This is a genomic window from Streptomyces sp. ME02-8801-2C (assembly GCF_033793965.1).
Classification (GTDB): Bacteria; Actinomycetota; Actinomycetes; order Streptomycetales; family Streptomycetaceae; genus Streptomyces.
Genome location: NZ_JARAXP010000011.1, coordinates 125383 through 143303, shown reverse-complemented (window position 1 = coordinate 143303; position 17921 = coordinate 125383). Strand labels below are relative to the sequence as shown.

Sequence of the window (17921 nt, the reverse complement as noted above, 5' to 3'; positions counted from 1 at the left end):
GATCTGGGGCGCGGCCCGGCGATGTCGGCGGGCCCGCTTGAACGGAGCGTCGATGAAACGACTCGGCAGGCGCAGGTTCCTCACCTATCTCGTCTCCGCCCCCACCCTGTCCGTGGCGACGACCGTCGGCCTCGACGCCGTCGCACCGGGCGAGGCCAGAGCCGCGATACCCACGCTGCCCGCGCCGGCCGACCTGGTCGACCTCGGGGATGTGCTGATCCTCGCGAGCGCGCCCACCGCGAACATGCTGGTGCTGGAGGTCCGCGAGGACGGGACCGTGGACTTCCGGCTGCCGAGGGAGGAGGTCGGGCAGGGCCTCACCACGGCGGTGGCGATGCTCGTGGCCGAGGAACTCGACGTCCCGCTCGCCCGGGTCCGCATCCGGTTGGACGACGCCCGGCCCGAGCTGCTCTTCAACCAGCTGACCGGCAGCTCCAACTCGATCCGGTCGCTCTACGACCCCGTACGGCACACAGCGGCTGCGGCCCGGGCCCGTCTGGTCGCCGCGGCGGCACGCCAATGGGGCCTGAAGGCCGGTGTCCTGACGGTCCGGCAGGGGGTGGTGACGGCACCCGACGGGCGTACCGCCTCCTACGGCTCGCTGTCGGCTGCGGCGGCCTCCGCCGATCTGGGCGCGCTCACCGCCACCCCCAAGCCCGAGTCCCAGCACACGCTGGTCGGCACCCCCACCTCCCGGATCGACGCCCGGTCGATCATCACCGGCCGGCAGGAGTACACCCTCGACCTGGAGGTGCCCGGCGCCAAGCCCTGCATGGTGCGCCGGCCGCCCACCATCAACGGCACTGTGAAGTCGGTTCACAACGAGCCCGCCGTACGGGCGATGCCGGGTGTGCTGGACATCGTGACCGTCCCGACGGGTGTCGCGGTGGTCGCGGAGACCTTCGGGCAGGCGCTCGACGCCAAGAACGCCCTGGACATCACCTGGGGCCCCGGGAGCGTCGACGCGTTCTCCGACGAGGAGATCTCCGCGAAGCTGAAGGGCGCGACCGCCCCGCTGGTCGTGCCCGGGGTGCTCGTCAAGCGCGTGGACGCCGAGTTCGACTTCGCGTTCGCCAGTCATGCCCCGCTGGAGACCAACTCGGCGGTGGCGGACGTCCGTTCGGATCGGGCCGAGATCTGGTCGGGGCTGAAGTCCCCGATCGTGGCCCGCCAGACCATCGCGCGGGAACTCGGGCTGCCGCTGGACAAGGTCACCGTCCATGTGGTGCAGGCGGGCGGTTCCTTCGGGCGTCGGCTGTTCTTCGACGCGGCGCTGGAGGCCGCGCTCGTGTCGCAGAAGAGCGGGCGTCCGGTCCGGCTCCAGTGGTCGCGGATCGACGACATGCGGCACGGCCGTATGCGACCCGCCACCCACCACAAGATCCGTGCCACCTACGCGCTCGGGCAGGTCCTCTCGTTCGAGCACCGGGTGGCGGCCGTGGAGACCGACTTCCGGCACGGGCTCGGCGAGATCCTTACCGCCAGTGCCGCGAGTCTCCCCTCAGGGGTGGGCAACGCGGGTTTCGCACAGACGCTCTTCCTGACCACCGTGAAGTCCCCGTACAACTTCGGCCTCACCACCCAGGTGCTCACCGAGGTGCCGCTGAAGATGCACACCGGGTCCTGGCGCTCGGTCTACTCGGGCAACACCCGGGGCGCGGAGGAGATCGTCGTCGACGAACTGGCCGCCCAACTGGGCAAGGACCCGGTGGCCTTCCGGCGATCGTTCCTCAAGAACGACCGGCAGCGGGCCGTGCTCGACAAGGTGGCGGCGGAGGGCGGCTGGGGCCGCGACCTGCCGCCGGGGTGGGCGCAGGGCGTCGGCTTCCACGAGGAGTACAAGTCCTGCACGGCCTGTCTGGTCGAGATCGACGCCACCGACCCGAAGAAGCCACGGGTGACGAAGGCCGTCATCGCCGCCGACGTGGGCCGGCCGGTCAATCCGCGAGGGCTCGAGGCGCAGTTGCTCGGCGGTCTGACGGACGCCATCTCCACCACCCTGCGGGCCGGGCTGCACATCGACAAGGGACTGCCGCTGGAAGGCAGTTACTCGCAGTTCCACTACGCGCGGCAGAAGGACAGCCCCAAGGACGTGAAGATCTTCATCATGCCGGCGAACGGCAAGCCGGGCGGGGCGGGCGAACTGGGCGTCCCCGCGGCCGTCGGGGCGATCGCCAACGCCTACGCCCGGGCCACCGGCACCAGACCGCGCCGATTCCCCGTCAACTTCGACGTCGACTTCACCCCCTTTCCTCGCTGAGCGGAGCCCGTACGTGCCCTCCCACACCTTCACCGTCAACGGGAAGTCCGTGACCGTCGACGCCCCCGACGACCTGCCCCTGCTGTGGGTGCTGCGCGATCTGCTCGGCGTGCGCGGCCCCAAGTACGGCTGCGGGATCGACGTCTGCAAGGCCTGCACCAGCCATCTCGACGGCGAGGCCGTCAATCCCTGTGTCGTGCCCGTCGCCGAGGCGGCCGGGCGGGAGGTCACCACCATCGAGGGTCTGGCGGACGGTGACCGGCTGCACCCCGTGCAGGAGGCCTGGCTGGAGCAGGACGTGGCCCAGTGCGGTTTCTGCCAGCCCGGCCAGATCATGGCGGCGGTGGCCCTGCTGAAGCGCACGAAGAACCCCACGGACGCCGACATCGACGCGATCGCGAACGTCTGCCGCTGCGGGACCTACTTCCGTATCCGCGAGGCGATCAAGAGCGCCGCCGCCAAACTGGCGTGACCGTCCGCCCGAGCGGCTTCAGCAGCATCCCGTTTCGGCACCGCCCGCGCCGTCCGTACCGACCTCCAGCCGGCAGAAGCAGGACGCCTCGACCGGGACGTCCGCCACGGCGAGCGCGAGCTTCAGCTGCTGGGCGACGATCCGGGCCTCCCCCGCCCTGCCCAGGCGGACGAGGCACTCGTGATATCCGTGCAGCGCCCAGACGTTGCCGGGATGCTGCACGGCACGCGGAAGGGTCTCGTCGAGGCCGAGGTCGGCTCGGTAGACGGCTTCCGCCTCGGCGACGCGGCCCTGTTCGAGGAGCAGGGCGCCGTAGGCGTGCCGGGTGGGCTGCATCCATCCCCAGGGCTCGTCGTAGGGGAGGTTGTCGGACAGCTCGGTCGAACGCTCCAGCGCGGCGAACGCGGCCTCGAACTCGCCCTTGCGGTACTCGAGTTCGCCGTCGAGCATCGCCGACGCGACGGCGAGGACGTCGGAGCAGGTGTTGTTGAACAGCATCCGGGTCTCCGGGACCCGGGTGAGGGCCGTGCGGAACAGTTCGCGTTCGGCCTCTGCCTCGGTGATCCGGCCGGTGGCGGAGAGGGCGACCCCTCGGGCGTACCGGAGCATGGCCGTCGTCACGCAGTACAGCGACGGATCGGCGGGCAGCGGCAGTTCGAGGATGTCCGGCCAGCGGCCGAAGCGGATCAGCACATGGACGCGCATGGCGAGGAAGCCCTCCAGCCAGTCGGCCATGGGCGGGCTCTGCACCCGCAGAAGCTCCTCAGGGACGGCGGCCTCCAGTTGCGCGACGGCCTCAAGGGCCGTCCTGGACTGTCCGAGGAACATCGCGCCGTAGATCCTGAAGTGATGGTTGTGTGCCCGGTAGAGGGTGTAGAAGTTCATCGCGCCGGAGCGCTCGCGGAACTTCTCGTCGGCGGCGATCGCCGCGCTGTTGTCGGCCACCACGCGCCGGTAGTCGCCGCAGAGCACGTCCAGGTGTGTGGGCATGTGCTGGAGGTGTCCGGCGTCCGGGACCAGGCCGCGCAGCCGGTCGGCGGCGGGCAGGGCGGTCTCCGGGACGGAGGACATCTCCATCAGGTGGATGTAGAGGTGCAGGAGACCCGGGTGGCGTTCCCCCTCCCGGGTCGCGAGCGCCCGTTCCAGGACGGCTTTCGCGGGGAGTGTGCGGGCGCCCTCGGCCGGTTCGCCCGTGCGCACGTCCCACAGCTGCCAGGGCGTCAGGTTCATCAGCGCGTCGGCGTACAGCGCGGCCACGTCGAGGTCGTCCGGGGTCAGTTCGTACACCGCCCGCATGCTGTCGGCGTAGGACTCGTTCCACACCGAGCAGTCCTCGGCAGCCTCCGCCTGCGGATAGCGGGCGCGCAGAGCGGCGATCAGGGCCTGTTCGAGGGGCGTGGCACCGGCCGCCTTACGGTGGGCGAGTTCTACGGCGGTGTGGGTGCGGGCGACGGTTCGTGCGAGGTCGTCGCCGTCGAAGAACTCCCAGGGTTTGTTGTAGTTCGGGCCGAGGGCATAGGCGATGCCCCAGTGGGCCATCGCGCAGTCGGGGTCCGCCGCCGTGGCGGCCTCGAAGCAGGCGACGGCCTCCTCGTGATGGAAGCCGTACGTCCACACCAGGCCCCGGTCGAACCACCTTTGGGCCTCGGCGGACGACGTCGTCACGGGCCGCCCATGGGTGCCGAGGTCGTAGTCGTAGCCGTCGTGATCCATGCGTCTCTCCCGCTCCCCTGGGGCCTGTCCGCCGAGACTAGAGGCCGTTGTCGGCGGACGGCAGCACCCGTCGGCGGCGCCTCCGGCCGCGCTTCGAGGAGGCCGGTCATAAGATCACCCTCGTAGGCGCGAACGATGTTGACGGCCCCCAGCGGGCGTCAACGTCCGTGCGGGGCGCGGGAAGTGACGAGAGGAAGCGGCGTGAGCGAGCAGGACGGCACGTCAGAGGGACGCGGTCGGCTGGACACCTCGGTGGCCCACAACGCGCGGGTGTGGAACTACTGGATCGGCGGCAAGGACAACTACGTCGTCGACCAGCAGGTGGGCGATCACATCGACGCCATGTTCCCGCTGATCCGCAGCGTGGCCCGCGCGGACCGCGCCTTCCTCGGGCGGGCCGTGCGCTTCCTGGTCGCCGAGCGGGGAGTACGTCAGTTCCTGGACATCGGGACGGGGCTGCCGACGGTCGACAACACCCATGAGATCGCCCAGCGCATCGCGTCCGAGTCCCGGATCGTCTACGTCGACAACGATCCGATCGTGCTCGCGCACGCCCGTACGCTGCTGACCGGCACGCGGGAGGGGGCCACGGACTACATCGACGCGGACGTCCACCGCCCCGAGACCATCGTCGGCCGCGCCTCCCAGACCCTCGACTTCGAGCAGCCGGTCGCCGTCATGATGCTCGGCATCCTGAATTTCGTGCTGGACACGGCCCAGGCGCAGGACATCGTGCGCCAGGTCATGGCGTCGGTGCCGTCGGGAAGCCATCTGGTCCTGACCCATCCGACGACCGACGCGGACCTCGACGGCGAGGGGAACATCGAGGCGATGAAGTTCTGGAACGAGAACGCCACCCCGCCGATCACCGCCCGCCCGCGTGCCGAGGTGGCCGCCTTCTTCGACGGGCTGGACCTGCTCGAGCCGGGGCTCGTCTCCTGTGCGCGGTGGCGCCCGGAGGAGGACGCGGCCGTCACCCTTCCGCAATTCGGTGCCGTCGCCGTCAAGCCCTGACCGTCAAGCCCTGACCGTAGAACGCCGACCGGATGCTCCGGCCCGAAGCTCCGGTCGGCGGGAATGGCACAGTGATTCCACAGGCTGTTTTCGGACGCGCATTCATATGTCCTCGGCGATAATCGCCATATGAGTACGACAACGTCTGAACTACTGGCCGCGTCGAGCGATCTACTCAACGTAACGGCCGCATTTGTCGCAGGCCTGTTCATCGCTGGTGCACTGATCTGGGCCTTCTGGTTCGGCATGCGGGTACGGGACCGGGAATCCGCCCGGCCCCGCCCCGACGAACACCCCACCCTCCCGCCTTCCGGTCCGGTTCACGAGATCCGTGAGATGCGAGAGCCCGACGAAATGCCGCTTGCGGGCGAGGAGCGGGAGCGTCTCATGCCGCACGACCTCCATCGCGCGTCGACGAAACGGCGGGCGGACCAGCAGCGCGGACGCTGGGATCCCGGTTCCAGCGGCTCCTTCGGCAGTGGTGGCCTGGGGCGCCACTGACGCGCCCGCGACAGTGGTCGGGCGGCCCGTGGAGGACGGGCCGCGACCCTCGTGGGGCTGCCCGGCCGCGGTTGCCCACAACGTGAGGCAACCATTCACGCGTTCGATTCGTATAACTCCTTGGAGGCGGGGCACCGGGGACGGGACAGTTGTAATACCGGACCTCCACCGTCCACTTGACCGACGTTGTCGCCGATCGAGGAGAAGCGATGCAGCTGTTCGTTTTGAACTACGCGCGCCCAGCAGAGCAGTTGGAGGTGAGCACTCCGTACAGTTACGACTGCGGACTGCAGTTGAATGTGTTGCCGGGCGGGCGAATTGCCGCTCATGACCATGCTGTGATGCGTGAATTCGGGGCCACTACGTCAACTGCCGGTTCCAAGACGCACTTCGACGACTGAGCGTGGACCTGACACGATGACGGTCCTGGTTCTGACGTCCGACCACGATGTGACGGCGGATCTCGTGGTGGCCCGGCTGAACGGCACGGGTGTTCCCGTGGTCCGGCTCGATCCCGCCGATCTGCCCGGCCCCGTCGCTCTGTCCGGCGAGTACGTACATGGCGCTTTTCGCGGGCATCTGTCCGTCGGGGGCAGGCTGGTGAGCATGGGCGGGCTGCGGTCCGTGTGGGTGCGCAGGCCGGGGGTGCCGGGCGTGCGGGCCGCCGAGCCGTCCGACTGGCTCACCGAGGAGGCCTCGCAGGCCTTCTACGGCATGCTCCGGGGCACGGGCGCGCGCTGGATGAACCATCCCGACGCCGCCACCCGGGCCCGCCACAAGCCCTGGCAGCTGCACCTCGCGCAACGCAGCCGGCTCCCCGTGCCGGCCACACTGATCACCACGTTTCCGCAGGCGGCCAGAGACTTCGCGCAGCGGTTTCCCGACCTGGTCGTCAAGCCCGTCTCCGGGTCGCATCCACAGGAACCGCCCAGGGTCGTGCCGACGAGCCGGGTGGCGCCCGACGTCGACTTCGCCGCCGTCGCCTTCGGGCCCACGCTGCTGCAGCGCCGCGTCGACAAGCGGGCCGACATCCGCCTGACGGCGGTCGGCGACCGCATCCTCGCCGCCCGCAAGGCCGTCGCACCCGACGCGCACCCCGACGACATCGATGTCCGGTTCGCGCCCTCGGACGAGTCATGGCGGCCCGTCGATGTACCGGCCCGGCTCGCCGAGGCCGTGCACCGGTATCTGCGGGAGGCGGAACTCGCCTACGGGGCCTTCGACTTCGCGGAGGATCTCGACGGTGTCTGGTGGTTCCTGGAGTGCAACCAGTCGGGCCAGTTCGGCTTCGTCGAGATGGACACCGGACAGCCGATCGCCCAGACCGTCGCCGACTGGCTGGCCGGGACAGGACGGGAAGCGCAGTCGTACCCCCATGGCGGCTCCCAGGACTCCCTGCACACCGCCACCTGAACCGCCGTGCCCCGCAAGACGGCACCAACTTACGGTGAGTTCATGGCCATCGGCGTTGCCGCCGCGGCACGTGAGGACGGCAGTCCGGTCGACGAGCCGGTGCGGGTCGAGCAGGCAACCGGGCGATCGTCCTGAGGGCCGCATCCGTACCCTTCTTGCGTACGCGTTCCCCGGCAGGCAGGTCGTCGAAGGCATGCGCGGGGTGTGCCGAATCCGGCCGGCGTCCGCGCTCGCGCACAGCACTGAGGCCGTACCGGGGGCTACTGTGCGGGGCGCCGGGCGAGGGGATCGCGCCCCGGAGTGTCTCCCGGCGGCGCCGGCCGCCCGGGGGCCCGCTCACCGTGACGGCGTTCGGCGCCGGGCGACCTCCGTGGCGGCCGCACATGCCGACCACATGCCTCACGACGTCGTACGCCTGAAGACCGCTCTGCCCGCAGCGGCACACCATGACCTGGTCTCGGTGCGAGCACCTTCCGGTGTGTCCAGGGCGCAGCTCGCCGTGCGCGGTCAGCTGTCCGGTGGGGCTCCGTGGCCTCCCCGAGCCCTCTCCCTGCGCGTGGCGGACATGTCGGCCCGTGACTTCTCGGGTGCGGCGTCGGGCTCGTCGGTGTCAGGTGGCCCCGTCCGTCCCGTCCAGCACGGTCTCCGGAATCTGCACGTTGATCAATTCCCCGGAGCGTGGGTCGACGGTGAGTCCACGGCCGGGTCTGCGACCGCGCAGATGGGCGTGGGCCAGGCGGGCCCCGACGAAGTCGCCCTCCAGGATGCTCTGCGGGCCGAGGAGGACGCCCTTGCGGTGCCGTTTCAGGGCGCTGAGCCAGCCCATCGCGCCTGTCATGGTCTCCGCGGTGGCGGCGCAGACGATGCCGATGCCGTGGTCCCTGCCGGACTGGGCCAGGGAGCGGAGGTTCTGGTCGATGTCCGGCAGGACGAACAGGTCGGCGTCGTCCACCATGACCACCCGGGGTCCGCCGCCGGCCTCCAGGGCCTCGGTGAACTCCTCGACCGTGGGCTCCGTCGCGGTGACCAGCCGTACTCCCGGATGGTTCCCGAGGGCGCGCAGCGGCGACTCCCGGGGAGCGAGGATCACCAGGCGGGTGCCGGAGGCGAGCAGCGAGACGGCCAGGGCTGCCAGGGCGGTGCTGCGGCCGGAGCCGGGTGGGCCGGTGACGGAGAACGCCGGTGCGGTGTCCGCGAAGTCGACGCCCACTGGCGACACGTCGTCGCCACCGAGGCCCAGCAGGCCCCACATGGGCCGGCGCAGTCCCTCCGCCATCTTCTCGTACGCGTCGGTGAAGGTCACCTTCACCGGCAGTGTGCCGATGCCCGCGGGTCTGCGGTCCGCGGGGAGCCCGGCGTCGCGGCGGGCCGCCTCGGCGCCGATCCTGCGCAGTGCCTCGGCCTGTTCCTGCCCGGTGGCACCGGTTGCGAGCAGGGCGACCTGGATCTCGGTGCCCGCGTCGGAGGTCCAGCCGCGGCCGGGCCGGATGAGGTCGGGAATGTCGCGCGAGCGCTTGCCGACGGCGTGGTAGTCGGTGTGGTCGTTCAGGCGCAGGAGCAGCTTGTTGTCGTTGAGGGCGGTGGCCCTTCCGGACAGCAGGGCACGTTCGGAGGTCGCGACGACATGGAGTCCCGCCGCGGCTCCCTCTCTCAGCAGCCGGTTGAGCTGCTCCACCAGCCGGCCGCCGTGGTGGTCGGCGACGGCCTCGATCAGCGCGTCCCAGCCGTCGATGAACAGCATGACGTGGGCCGGGCGGGCCCCGGCCCCGACCAGTTCGCGTAGTTCGGTGAGGTTGCCGGCGTGGTGCTGGGTGAGGATTTCCTGGCGCCGTTCCAGTTCCGCGTCGAGCCTGACAAAGAGACGTTCGAGGCGTTCGACGTCGCCGCGTGGCACCACGGCCCCACAGTGCGGGAGCACGCCCAGCGCTGTGAGGGCGCCGCCGGCGAAGTCGATGCCGTAGAGGTGGACGTCGGCGCTGGAGTGGGCCTGGGCCAGTGCTCCGGCCATGGTGCGCAGCACCTGGGAGCGGCCGGAGCGCGGAATGCCGATGACGTACAGGTGTCCGAACTCGGCGAAATCCAGCCGGACGGGGAGCTGGGCCTGAGCCTCCGGCAGGTCGGAGAGGGCCCAGGAGACCGGAGCCAGTCGGGCGCCGCCGGGCTCGTCGGGCTGGGGCAGGTCGTCGATCAGGACGTGCGAGTCGAGCGCGGGCAGCCAGGGGCTGGGCTGTGCGGCGCAGCCGATGAGCTGCGTGGCCTCGGACAGCGCCTCGACCAGGGCGTTGAGGTCGGTGCGGACGTCGTCGGCCGCGGTCTCCGTAGCCATTTCCGTGCCCTGCTCGCTCTCGGGGGTGCCGGGCCGGCCGACGGCGCGGCCGAGGCGCTGCCACTGCAGGGTGGTCCCCCAGATCCTGTCTTCCTCGGCGGACTGCCGTTCCTGGCGGCCCTTCGCTTCGGCGGTCTGCCGCGCGTCGCGCAGGGGAGTGCCGGCGTAGGCGGTCTGGAAGGGGACGACCGTGCCGTGGCCGAGGCGGGCCAGGGCGCGGCCGGGGGTACCCGGGGAGATGCTGACGGCGTCCTTGGTGTCGATGACGTCCTGGCTCTCCGACGCGTCCGTGACGCGCAGTGCGATCCGCAGGTTGGTGTTGGCCCGGATGTCGGAGTTGACCACTCCGGCGGGGCGCTGGGTGGCCAGGATCAGATGGATGCCGAGGGAGCGGCCGCGCTGGGCGATGCTCACCAGGCCGGGGATGAAGTCGGGGATCTCCCGGTAGAGGGTGGCGAACTCGTCGATGACGATCACCAGCCGGGGCATGGGCGCCATTTCGGGGTTCCGGCGGCGCGTGCCCAGATACTCGGGCAGGTCCTTGGCGCCGGCCTCGGCCAGGATGTGCTCGCGGCGGGTCAGTTCGGCCGCCAGTGAGGTGAGTGCCCGCTGGACCAGATGACTGTCCAGGTCGGTGACCATGCCGAGGGTGTGCGGCAGGTCGACGCAGTCCTTGAAGGCGCTGCCGCCCTTGTAGTCGACGAGGACGAAGGTGAGTTCGTCCGGCCGGTTGACGGCGGCGAGGGCAGCCACGAAGGTCTGCAGCAGTTCGGACTTGCCGGATCCGGTGGTGCCGGCGACGAGTCCGTGGGGGCCGTCCTTGACCAGGTCGAAGGCGACCGGGCCGTCGTATCCGGCGCCCAGCAGGACGCCGGTGGAGGCCGGGCGCCGCCCCCAGCGGGCGGCGATCGACTCGGCGTCCGGCTGTGGCAGCCCGAGCAGTTCCAGCAGTCCCACCTTGGTGGGCAGGCCCTCGGCGGCGTCCGGGGTGACATCGCGGATCGGGGCGATGCCCCGGGCCACGCGCTCGCACCAACCGGGCTCGACCAGGTCCGGGCGGATGCCGGTGATGTCGGGCTGTCCGGTGCGGCGGAGGGTGAGCCGGTGGTCCTCGTGGCGGACCACGGCGGTGCACTCCTCCGGCAGGAGTCGTTCGTCCTGGTCCAGACAGAGCGGGAAGATCCGGACCGCGGGGCCCTCCTTGAGGATCGACACCACACCGGGTACGTCCCGCAGGCGACGGGCGCCGTCCATCACGACCAGGACGTCGGGTTCGCTCAGCAGAGCCTTGCTCATGGTGGACTCGGCGGCCCGCTGCCGGGTGCGGAGGGCGGAGACGAGTTCGGCCACGCGGTTGGCGACCGTCTCGGGGTCGTTGCCGATCAGAGTGACGGCGCCGCCCCTGGTGCCGGGCAGGCCGTCGCGGGAGTGCGGCAGCCAGCGCGCCCAGTGCCAGGAATCCTCCGAACCCTTGTCGGTGAGAACGACGATCCGCAGGTCGCGTGGGGTGTGCAGGATCGCGGCCTGGGCGGTCATCCACCGGGCCAGCGCCTGCACCGGGCCGGGTGCGCCGGCCAGCCCGACCACGCCGCTGTCGACCAGGTCGACGCTGACCGGGGCGTCCGGGATCGTCCAGTGCACGGCGGTGTGGTTGTCCTCGCGGGCGGTGTCGTCGACGCCGAGCAGGGACGGCTGAGGGGCGGTGCCGATACGCAGGGCCAGATGGTCCGGATCGCCGCGGCGCCGCTCCCACAGCCGGCGCCCCGGGCCGACCGCCCACAGTCCGGCGACCGCCGGGTCGGGCGCGCTCTCGGTGCGCAACCGCCGCTCGGTGGCGACCTTGCGCCGGACGTCCTCCTCCAACGAGGCGCGGCGGTGCCGGTAGACGCGGGACTTCTCCTCGTAGTCCTTGCGTGTCTGCCGGCGTCCGCTGATGTAGTTCGCCGCGATCAGTACCGGCGACATGATCATGAAGATCAGATAGTAGTAAGAGTTCAGGAACAGCATCATGGCGACGCCGGAGACCATCGGGGCGAGGGCCATCATCAGCGGGATCGGCCTGCGGCCCGGCGGGTCGGGCGGGCCGGGCAGCCGGAACCGTTCGGGCGCCAGATGGGGCAGGATGCGCGGCGGCCGGTTGTAGTCCAGGCCGCCGCCTCCCTCGGACGGCACCACGGCGGCGTCCCGGACTGTCGGTGCGGCCAGCCGCAGCAGATACTCGCCGGCGGACAGCTCCGCGCCAGTGGCCCAGACCTGCCAGCCGTCCGGGAGTTCCGCGCCGCCGACGACCTCCTGGGGCGCCGCGTCCGCGGCGTCCTCCTCATCCCGTTCCGCGAGGGGCAGCAGCGGGGAGTCGGTCCTGCCCCGGTGCTTCGGCGGCTCCGGTACGGACAGCTTGGCCGGGCCGTCCTCGCTCAGTTCCACGATGGCCGATCCGTCCGGGCGTACGGTCACCCGGATGCCCTCGCCCGGCATGCCCCGGCCTTCGAGGGGTACGGCCGCGTCCTCCAGCGGGCCGATGCCGTGGGTGCCGAGACCGAGCGGGTACACGCGTCCGGCGTCCGGGCCGCCCACCACCTGGAGTTCGACGACCGGTGCGTGGTCCGCCCGCTGCGGCTGCGGCATGGCCTCGCGCTCGGGGCCGTAGGCGGTCGCGGCCGGTGGCGAGGGGGCGCCGAGGGCGACGACGCTGCCGTCCATGAGGGGGGTGGCCGCCAGCGGGGTGCCCGGGGCGAGGGGTTCGTCGCCCAGGTAGCAGGACGGGGCGGCCGTCGGCGCGGGGAGCGGGCCATCGGCCTCGTCGGCGTCCCCGGCGCGTAGTCGGGCCAGGTGGGCGGCGACATCCTTGACGGGGGTGCCGCCTGACGCGGTGAGCAGGACGTCCTGACGACCGGCGAAGTCGCCGTCGGCGACGGTGGTGATGAGGAGTTTCACTTCTCCCCTTGCGGGTGGTTCGGGGGTGGGTGTTCTTGCGTACTGGGGGCCGGTGCGCTCGCCGGCTGGGGCCTGTCCGGCCGATCAAGTCGCAGGAAGGCAGCGGCTCCTGTCTGATCCCGGTGAGCGGGGTGTGGTGCGTGCAGCTGCCAGGCGGAGGAGGGCGTCGACGCGGAGCGTCGGCAACCGACGACAACGCGGCTGGGGGTCCCCCCTCTGGGGGAGTGCGTGCCACACCCCGCGTCTGCGACATGATCGGCCGGACAGGTCCTAGTCGTCCCGCGTGCCCGAGGAGGCCGCGGTGGTGCGTTCGCGGGCGGCGGTCGGCTCGGCGAGGAGGTCCGATCCGGTGGCGGTCCGGGTGGGAACCGTGAGCTCCGGGGTGGGCTCCGCCGACTCCTCCCGGAGAATCTCCGCTTCCTCCAGGAGCCGGGTTTCGTGAAGGCGTTCCTCCTGTTCCGGCAGCGGACGTTCCCGATCGCGGAGTCGTCCCGGTACGGACGCGCCCCGGCGTGGGGGCGGCTCCCGGCGCAGTCGGCGGCGGTCGGCCCGGACGGCGGCGACGACGGCTCGGCCCAGTGGAGCCGAGTCCGCGTCGAGGCCGAGTTCCGGCGCGACCACCCGTCCGCGTCCATCGACCCGGAGGGCCCAAACGTGCCCGGCCGTCCGGCCGTCGACCAGGCAGACGACGGCACCGGAGGCGGCGAGCGCGCCCAGCCGCCGTGCCTGCTCCGGGCTGGGGGTGGCGCAGACGACCACGGTCGTGTCGGCGCGACCGGATTCCCCGATCTCACCGGGATCCTGGTTCCGGTCCGCCGCGGCGGCCTCCAGTTCCCGCAGCGCCGTGTCGAGTCGCCGGCCCCGGTGCTGCGGATGGAGCCCGGCCGTGACAACGACGGAGGCGCCGCTGCCGGGCCGGTCCAGCTGGGCCGCCATGGCCTGGAGCAGCCGCATCCGGGCGGCGGGGTCGCCCTCCACGGTGACCAGTCGTGGCCCGGCGGCAAGATCGAGGTGCACGCAGGCGTCGTCCGCCATGCCGACGGCGACCGGCAGCGGCCGGACGTCCGCACCGGCACGTGGCCCGGCCGACGGCAGCCCGTTCTGCTCGTCCAGTGGCAGTTCCCAGCGCTGCGGGCCGGGTTCGGCGGCGGCCTCCCACGGGGCGGGTGGCTCGGGCAGGGACCGCCCGGCGATCTGCACGGCGGCCCAGCCGGGTTCGAGCCGCACGGCGTGCGGCACGGCCCCGGGCGCGTCGGCCAGGGCCGCTCCCGCCGCGTCCAGCAACCGTCGTACGAGCAGACCGCCCCGGGGGTCGGCCAGTTGGCGGGTCAGGGCGCGCACACCACGGCGGTGGCGGCGGTAGGCGCGCAGGGGTTCACCGAACGCCCGCCGGGTCAGGGCCAGTTCACGGCCCAGGCTGCGCCGGAAACGCCGCCAGCCGCCCCGCTTGCGGATCGTGTGCCGCAGCAGCAGAACGAGCAGCAGCAGAACGACGACGGCCACGATGAGGGCCGTGAGCAGCGAATCGCCGGGTTTTCCGAGCGCGATGACGAAACCGAGCGTCGGATCAGGGATCGTCACGGCTGCCCCGGTCATGCCGCCGCCAGCGCGTGCTCGGGGTGCCGACGGCGCAGCTCCCGCATCGCGTGATGCGTCCGGGATTTCACGGTTCCCGGCGGTATGCCCAGGGCATCGGCGACATCGGGGCCGGTACAGCCCAGAACGTAGACGTAGAAGAGGACCTCGCGGTGGGCGTGCGAGAGCCGGGAGAGGGCGTGGACCATGAAGCGGCGCTGGACGGCCTGGCTCATCGGGTCCACGGCTTCCATGTGATGATCCAGGGTGTGTTCGTGCTGGATCTCGGCGTGTACTCGCTCGCGCCTCGACCAGTCGATCACCAGATTGTGCGCCACCCTCATCAGCCAGGCCCGGGACGGCGACCAGCCAGGCGGCTGGCTGCCGGTGTTCAACCAGGCGCGTACCAGGGTCTCCTGGACGAAGTCCTCGGCCCGCTGTCGGTCGCCCCGGATGAGGCTCGACACATAGCGCAGCAGGGGGCCGTGGTGCTCTTCGTAGAGCCTGCGGATCGATCCGTCGCCAGAGGACGAGGCGCCGCCGGTACCGGGATCGCTCCCGGTCACGGCAGTACTGGGCGTGGGCGTTCTCATAGTTCCCCCAGGACCGGCAGGGGACTTGGGCCGGTCCGATCGGGCGCCGCGGCGGCGGCGTGAGCTGGGCAGGGCTAAGCACGGGTACCCGGGGTGGACTCACGTTCATGAGTGGAACGTGAGGTTCCGCAGGGAGTCTATGAGCGGTTGCGAATGTTTCAAGACTTCCCGAGAAGACAAATCTCGCTGGTACGGAGTTCGGAGAAGCGACAACTGCGCATTCCGGAGGCTGCCCGAAAACGCCGACAGGGGCGCCGGTCCGAAGAGGACCGACACCCCTGGCTGAAGGGATGCCGACGGAGGGGGAGTTGGGGGTCGGTATCCCTCGGGGGTGGGATCAGGTGGGGATGCCGCCGGCGATCTGCGAGTCGAGGTTGTTCACCGCTTTGCAGACGTCACGGAACTGCTTGGAGAACTGAGTGATATTGTTCACGGCCTCCGTCAACGACTTGTTGAAGTTGGCGTAGGAGGCCTGCATCTTCGGACTGGTGGCCGTCAGCACCAGGCCGTCCTGGAGCAGGTTGTCGACCGCGGACTGCAGCGAGGACAGCTGGGGGACGATGGTGTCGCTGACCGCGGACTCGAGCTGCTTCGCGGTGGCTTCGACATCCTCGTCGCTGATGACGTTCTTGGGCATGGTGGGCCTCGTTCTCTTGTGTTCGGTGTGCGAGGGACCCGACGGCGCCGCGCGGGCGCGCGCCGGGAGCTTGGGGGTGGGGCGCCGGGCGCCCCACAGGGCTCAGCGCCAGTTCTCTCCGAGGGTTCCGAGGGGCGGTTCGGCGCTGCTGCGTTCGTGCTGGGTGACGGACTCCCTGAGGTACCAGCCGCCGTTCTCGTCGCGCTGCCAGATCTCCTGGATCTCGTTGCTCGCGTCGGCGACGTAGCGAGTGCCGGAGTTCTCGTCGGTGACGACCTTGGTGACCGAGCCGTCGGAGCCCGGGTAGTCGGTCCGGGTGACGCCCTCCTGCACCGTGGTCGTCCGCCCCGGAGCGGTGGAGCCGGCGGGGTGACCGTCCGGGTCGACCACCGGCTTCTCCACGGTGAGGTAGGCCGGGGGCCGGTCCAGTCGCTGCTGGTCGTCCTCCTTGCCCGCCTCGGAGCTGAAGTACTGCTCCTTGTCCATGGTCAGCTCCCAGTCGCCGTCCGGGCGCTTGGTCCAGATCTGGAGGGTGTCCGTGCCCGTCTCGTCGGTCACGTAGCGCCTCATCCAGCCGTCGGGCGAGCCTTCCGGGTCGGAGTCCATGTAGACCTTGGTGACCGAGCCGTCGGAGCTGCGGATCGTCGTCACGGAGTCGCCGTCGCGGGACAGCGGGTGATACGTCTCCGAGTACGACAGCCCGGTGTTCTTGTTGGTGACGGTGGTGGTCGTCTCGAGCGGGTCGCCGTTCCTGTCGACCTTGATCTCACCCTTCTCGTCGAGCTGGAACGACACCGTGGTGGTGCTGTTCTCGTCCTCCATGGTGTAGCCCGTGGGCACGAAGGCCTCGGGGGGCAGATCGTCCAGCTCACCGCGCATTCCCCTGAGCTGGCCGAGGTCCTCGTCCTTGTCGAAGTCCCGGTCGCGGATCCTGTCCTGCTCCTCGCCGAGGCGCTCCTGGAGGTCCTGCTGCCGTTGCTGGAGGGGCTTCTCCTCCTCGGTCAGTTCGTTCTGTACGTCCTCGGTCTTCGCCTGGTCGTCCCACAGTTCCTTCTGGCGGTCCTGGAGGTCCCGCGACTCCTGGTCCAGGGGATCGAGCCGGGTCTGGAGGTCGGCCCGGTCGGCGTCGAGGCCGTCCTGCTTCCCCTTCACGGCGTCCTCGACCTCCTTCTGGGTGGACTTCTCCAGGGCCCAGAGGTCCTTCTGCCTCGCCTGCAGTTCGTCCTGCCGCTCGGAGAGGGGCGCCTGGTCGCGACTCAGCCTCTCGCGTGCGTCGTCGATGTCCCTCTGCCGCTCGTTCAGCGGGGCGAACGCCTTCTCCCCGTCCCGCTGTTCCTGCTCAAGGGCTTCCCACCGCTCCGAGAGCCCCTTGCCCTCGTTCTCCCACAGGGCGTCCCGTTCCCTGTCCAGAGCGTCCTGCTTGCGCTGCCAGGCGTCGAGATCCGCCCGGGTGGCGTTGCCCCTGCTCAGCAGGGTCTCCCGCTCCTTCTGAAGGGCTTCCTGCTTCTCCTCCAGGGCGTCCTGCCTGGCGTCGTAGGCCTTCTGCTCCTGCTCCAGGGCGTCGGCCTTCTTCTCGATCGCCGCGTTCTGCTCGGCGCGCAGGGCCTTCTCGTCCGCCCAGAGCCGCTGCTGCTCGCGCTGGAGCTCCTCCTGCCGCTCGCTCAGGGGCTCTTGCTTCACGCGGAGGGCCTCGTACTCCTTCGCCAGTTCGTCCCGCTTCGCCTGGAGCTGTTCCTCGCGCCGGGCGAGGAGTTCCTTCTCCTCCTGCCAGAGCTGCCGCTGTCTGGCCTCGAGTTCGTCCTGCTGCTTCAGGAGGGGCTCGCGTTTCCCGGCCAGGTCCTCCTGCTTCTTGTTCAGCTCTTCCTGCCGCTTCTGCTGGGCAGCGCTGTGTTCGTCGAGCTTGTTCCGTTTCTCGGCCAGCGCGTCCTGGTCCTTCTTCAGCTGGGCCTGCTGGATCTTGTAGCCCGCCTCCGCCCTTCTGGCCAGCGCCTGGCGGCGCTTGCCGTCCAGCGTCTGCTTGCGGACCTCGTTGTGCCGGATGGCCTCGCTCCGGACCTGGGCGGTGACCTGCTGGGCGGCGCCGGCGGCCTGGGCGGCGTCCTGGTCGTAGAAGGCCTTGCCCGCCCTGTCGAGGAGGTCGCCGAGGTCGGTCATGACCTGCCAGCCCTCCTTGAACGACTTCTTCCAGGCGCCGTAGAAGTCCTCCAACGCCTCGGCGGTCTCCCGGCGCGGGCCGATGTTCCCGGGGGCGAAGGTCTTGTCCGACTGGGAGGTGACGTCCAGTTCGTCGCGGAGGTGCCACAGATGACGTGCGAGGACGGTCATCAGGTCGTAGTCGTAGGAGACGCGCGCCATGTCCGCCGTCCTTCCCTCGAAGCGGTCGCTGCCGGGCGTGGATGCCGAGGCGCTCTGTAGACGAGGACTCGGGCCCGGATGGTTCAAAGAGATTTCGTCCGCATCGCGCTGACCGGCGGAAACTGTGG

General features: G+C 70.8%; 12 protein-coding genes. 6 read left to right on the top strand and 6 right to left on the bottom strand.

Going from position 1 to position 17921, the window contains the following annotated elements:
• Nucleotides 1-52 precede the first annotated feature (52 nt).
• Both PV396_RS31655 and PV396_RS31650 read left to right on the top strand, forming a co-directional pair.
• A complete protein-coding gene (locus PV396_RS31655) occupies nucleotides 53-2260 on the top strand; it encodes a xanthine dehydrogenase family protein molybdopterin-binding subunit (RefSeq protein ID WP_319210448.1) in 2208 nt (735 codons plus the stop codon).
• A gap of 13 nt (nucleotides 2261-2273) precedes the next feature.
• Nucleotides 2274-2732: a (2Fe-2S)-binding protein gene (locus PV396_RS31650; RefSeq protein WP_319210447.1), complete on the top strand. Its 459-nt coding sequence runs from the start codon at nucleotides 2274-2276 to the stop codon at nucleotides 2730-2732.
• Nucleotides 2733-2750: 18 nt separating this feature from the next.
• On the opposite strand, the gene PV396_RS31645 is transcribed toward PV396_RS31650, so the two are convergent.
• Nucleotides 2751-4445, bottom strand: coding sequence for a hypothetical protein (locus PV396_RS31645; RefSeq protein ID WP_319210446.1), 1695 nt, complete (start codon nucleotides 4443-4445; stop codon nucleotides 2751-2753).
• Between the two features lie 201 nt (nucleotides 4446-4646).
• Here PV396_RS31645 and PV396_RS31640 point away from each other — a divergent pair, with 201 nt between their 5' ends.
• The 4 genes from PV396_RS31640 to tgmB all read left to right on the top strand — a co-directional run bounded on the left by PV396_RS31640 (nucleotide 4647) and on the right by tgmB (nucleotide 7373).
• Nucleotides 4647-5459 (top strand): SAM-dependent methyltransferase, encoded by an 813-nt coding sequence (locus tag PV396_RS31640; protein WP_319210445.1) that lies wholly within the window; start codon nucleotides 4647-4649, stop codon nucleotides 5457-5459.
• Nucleotides 5460-5588: 129 nt separating this feature from the next.
• Nucleotides 5589-5960 carry a DUF6479 family protein gene (locus tag PV396_RS31635; RefSeq protein WP_319210444.1) on the top strand — a complete coding sequence of 124 codons (372 nt, stop codon included), beginning with the start codon at nucleotides 5589-5591 and terminating at the stop codon, nucleotides 5958-5960.
• Between the two features lie 209 nt (nucleotides 5961-6169).
• Nucleotides 6170-6361 carry a putative ATP-grasp-modified RiPP gene (tgmA, locus tag PV396_RS31630; protein ID WP_319210443.1) on the top strand — a complete coding sequence of 64 codons (192 nt, stop codon included), beginning with the start codon at nucleotides 6170-6172 and terminating at the stop codon, nucleotides 6359-6361.
• Nucleotides 6362-6377: 16 nt separating this feature from the next.
• Nucleotides 6378-7373 carry an ATP-grasp ribosomal peptide maturase gene (tgmB, locus tag PV396_RS31625; protein WP_319210442.1) on the top strand — a complete coding sequence of 332 codons (996 nt, stop codon included), beginning with the start codon at nucleotides 6378-6380 and terminating at the stop codon, nucleotides 7371-7373.
• Between the two features lie 610 nt (nucleotides 7374-7983).
• On the opposite strand, the gene PV396_RS31620 is transcribed toward tgmB, so the two are convergent.
• The 5 genes from PV396_RS31620 to PV396_RS31600 form a co-directional block, all read right to left on the bottom strand.
• Entirely contained in the window at nucleotides 7984-12633 is a 4650-nt protein-coding gene (locus PV396_RS31620) for an FtsK/SpoIIIE domain-containing protein (RefSeq protein WP_319210441.1), read from the bottom strand.
• Between the two features lie 270 nt (nucleotides 12634-12903).
• Nucleotides 12904-14229 (bottom strand): hypothetical protein, encoded by a 1326-nt coding sequence (locus PV396_RS31615; RefSeq protein ID WP_319210440.1) that lies wholly within the window; start codon nucleotides 14227-14229, stop codon nucleotides 12904-12906.
• The gene (locus PV396_RS31610) at nucleotides 14226-14774 is read right to left on the bottom strand and encodes a sigma-70 family RNA polymerase sigma factor (protein ID WP_319210439.1); all 549 of its coding nucleotides are present in this window, start codon (nucleotides 14772-14774) and stop codon (nucleotides 14226-14228) included. Before PV396_RS31610 ends, PV396_RS31615 begins: the two co-directional genes overlap by 4 nt.
• A 364-nt stretch (nucleotides 14775-15138) precedes the next feature.
• Nucleotides 15139-15438, bottom strand: a complete 300-nt coding sequence (locus tag PV396_RS31605; protein WP_319210438.1) for a hypothetical protein — start codon at nucleotides 15436-15438, stop codon at nucleotides 15139-15141.
• A gap of 102 nt (nucleotides 15439-15540) precedes the next feature.
• The gene (locus tag PV396_RS31600) at nucleotides 15541-17793 is read right to left on the bottom strand and encodes a hypothetical protein (protein WP_319210437.1); all 2253 of its coding nucleotides are present in this window, start codon (nucleotides 17791-17793) and stop codon (nucleotides 15541-15543) included.
• Between the last annotated feature and the right edge of the window lie 128 nt (nucleotides 17794-17921).

Excerpts from the sequence above, each read along its gene's own strand:
- PV396_RS31655 (WP_319210448.1), top strand. The coding sequence starts at position 53 with ATGAAACGACTCGGCAGGCGCAGGTTCCTCACCTATCTCGTCTCCGCC.
- PV396_RS31645 (WP_319210446.1), bottom strand. The coding sequence starts at position 4,445 with ATGGATCACGACGGCTACGACTACGACCTCGGCACCCATGGGCGGCCC.
- PV396_RS31635 (WP_319210444.1), top strand. The coding sequence starts at position 5,589 with ATGAGTACGACAACGTCTGAACTACTGGCCGCGTCGAGCGATCTACTC.
- tgmA (WP_319210443.1), top strand. The coding sequence starts at position 6,170 with ATGCAGCTGTTCGTTTTGAACTACGCGCGCCCAGCAGAGCAGTTGGAG.
- tgmB (WP_319210442.1), top strand. The coding sequence starts at position 6,378 with ATGACGGTCCTGGTTCTGACGTCCGACCACGATGTGACGGCGGATCTC.
- PV396_RS31615 (WP_319210440.1), bottom strand. The coding sequence starts at position 14,229 with ATGACCGGGGCAGCCGTGACGATCCCTGATCCGACGCTCGGTTTCGTC.
- PV396_RS31605 (WP_319210438.1), bottom strand. The coding sequence starts at position 15,438 with ATGCCCAAGAACGTCATCAGCGACGAGGATGTCGAAGCCACCGCGAAG.
- PV396_RS31600 (WP_319210437.1), bottom strand. The coding sequence starts at position 17,793 with ATGGCGCGCGTCTCCTACGACTACGACCTGATGACCGTCCTCGCACGT.